The 2,455-nt window shown below is 43.9% G+C and carries 2 protein-coding genes and 1 pseudogene; all 3 read right to left on the reverse strand.

Features of this window, described 5'->3' with window-relative positions; genetic code table 11:
* Positions 1-92 precede the first annotated feature (92 nt).
* On the reverse strand, positions 93-776 hold the full coding sequence (locus tag G588_RS0118355; protein WP_022780144.1) for a hypothetical protein: 684 nt from the start codon (positions 774-776) through the stop codon (positions 93-95).
* Between the two features lie 141 nt (positions 777-917).
* Positions 918-1,949, reverse strand: a complete 1,032-nt coding sequence (locus G588_RS21040; RefSeq protein ID WP_196805017.1) for a lysozyme inhibitor LprI family protein — start codon at positions 1,947-1,949, stop codon at positions 918-920.
* Positions 1,950-2,043: 94 nt separating this feature from the next.
* Positions 2,044-2,334 (reverse strand): annotated as a pseudogene (locus G588_RS21045) (MT-A70 family methyltransferase); the annotation flags it as partial.
* Positions 2,335-2,455 lie beyond the last annotated feature (121 nt).

Raw genomic sequence — 2,455 nt, forward strand, 5'->3', positions numbered from 1 at the left:
ACCTCTATTTGATTACTTTCGTATGTCTTGAGCACAAGCAGGGCTTGCCCTCCCTGTAAGTTTCTCTTGACAGGATGTCATTACATATCAGTTCATTCAAGTTTTATCCATTCAATAGATGTATTTTCCTTTGAATATTCATCCACAAGAGCATTGAACTCCTCTTCTGTAATGACATCGAACTTCTCTATATTCTCAAGGTAGTCCTGTGGCGGATTCTCCTGCATATAAAACTCTGGTGCGCCGGACTCAGCCCAATCATCGTAGTAGTTTACAAACGCCATGACAACCTTAGCTTCTCCTTGATCAGCAATTTCTGATACAACATACATCTTACGGCCTTCATGACCTGTATCTCCACTGACAAACTGGTTCTTATCATTTATGAAAGTAACTCCGGAGGATCCAAGATTCTCCACATTCGCTGACTGGATCTTATTGTCCTTATACTCGATGATGTCATAGATCCAATATCCAAAAGAGCGGACAATCAACTCATTTACGCCATCTCCGTTCATGTCATAGAGGGCATATTCCATATCAGGCTCTCCTACAGCCCAGAAGGTCTCGCCGTTTGCATCAGCTTCATTCCCCTTCAGATACTCCAAAAAATGCGCATCCACATCACTCTCCTTACCCACTGTTGAAGGAAGCTCAATAGTTGTGGGCTCATCTGCACCACCAATTATTTCTGCATTGTCTGCCTTTTTTGCACCGCAAGCTGTCATCCCAAATGCAATCACCAGTGACATTGCTGCTAATATAGCTCTTTTCATATTCAATCCTCCTCAAATATCGAATAGTCCCTCTCAAAAAGGACTTCTATCATCTGATTGGCAAGCTCTCTCCGAGTCGAAGATAACACCGTCCATGTCAAAAATAACACAGTAATCTTTTATCATCTCTCACCTTTTCTATCAGAACACAAATGGAAATTCATATACATCGCCAACGCTGACTATTGAATCACCATTGACTTCTGTTACTTCAAATGTCGCTCCATCCCAGCCATAAGTGATTGTCCCTTTGACATTATCATCATATGAAACAAATGAAAGCTTTCCATCACCGGCCTCTTCTACACTACCTTCCAGCTCTCCAATTCTGTAGATGGATACCTTGCAGTCATATCCGGACTCCCATCCTTCAGAAACATAAAGTGATCCGTAAATCTCTCCTGTTCCCTGATTGTCGATGTACAAGCCGGTAACGCCCTTGGCAGGCATTGCAAAACCAACACCCTTGAAAGCCGCAAACTCTTTTGCAATAAAATAGCATCTTGTCTTGGTGCTGTTCTCCAATAGGTCATAATACAGAACCGGATAAATGCTTCCACCTTCCTCTGCAGGGCCAAGTGCTTCAAGTACAGCACTCTCTTTCATGGAATTCCAATTACGCTGATCAGCGAGAACTTTTTCCTTGGTCTGCTCATCAACGCCATAAGAAAACCTTCCCCATAGGTCGTTCAGCTCATCATCCCAAACCTTAAAGAAATAACTTGCAACCATATTCATTTCAACCTGATTCTCACTATCTTTTCTTCGTGAAGTGATGTGCTCACAGATTGCATCAATCTTTTGGAACTCTTCTTCATAGGAACTTGATTCCACTATAGCATTCTGAACAGCAAACTTGATCTCGCTATCGTAGTCATAGGAATAATCAAGCTCTGATGTTTCATCACAGATACTCACGCCATAAGCTTGTTCTGCAGAAGCTGTATCGGAATTGCCCCCCTGCTCATTTCCATCTGCCACAGCATCACCTGCCCTGGAATTATCTCCGGCATCACCTGCCCCGGAATTATCTCCGGCATTATCGCCTGCTGCCTCTGGAGCATTTACATCCGACTGTGCTTCAAAAATGGAACTACTTTCTTCGCCACCAGTGCTGCCTGCGCAGCCTGTCAGTACCATTGCCGCAGTTGCAATGGCTAATCCACATGTCATAAATTTTCTCATAATAGTACTACCCCTCATTCTTTTTTATACCAATCAATCGTAGTCCAGTTTTTGTATCCAAGTCAATGTGGATTATTTACAATCATGCTGCCAGCTCCAGATCATTTTCCAGCTCATTGCCCCAAATGTCCCAGCCGAGAGTCTTCTGTCTTGCAAAAAGTTCTATCCTTGGAACATCACCCATGAGCTCCAGGATCCTGTCCCGGGTCTCGGAAGGTTTCTTACTGTGTTCTTCTATGTGGCTGATGATCACCTGATGGACTGCCCTGCCGACTCTTTTCGGATGGCCCTTGGTTGCAATCAGGCACACCTCGGCGTTGGCTCTCGTCCAGTAGCCCATTCCCCAGAAAAGAGAATCACATTTCTGATTTCTGATGTTAAGCATTTCTCACGCCATCCTTGCCCCCAACTCTGGATGCAGCATACGAACCACTCATGAAACTTGCTTCTAATATGCATTTCACAGTCTAAGCCGAATAGATTATGGCTGCTTC

The organism is Butyrivibrio sp. AE3009, from assembly GCF_000420845.1.
Classification (GTDB): domain Bacteria; phylum Bacillota; class Clostridia; order Lachnospirales; family Lachnospiraceae; genus Butyrivibrio.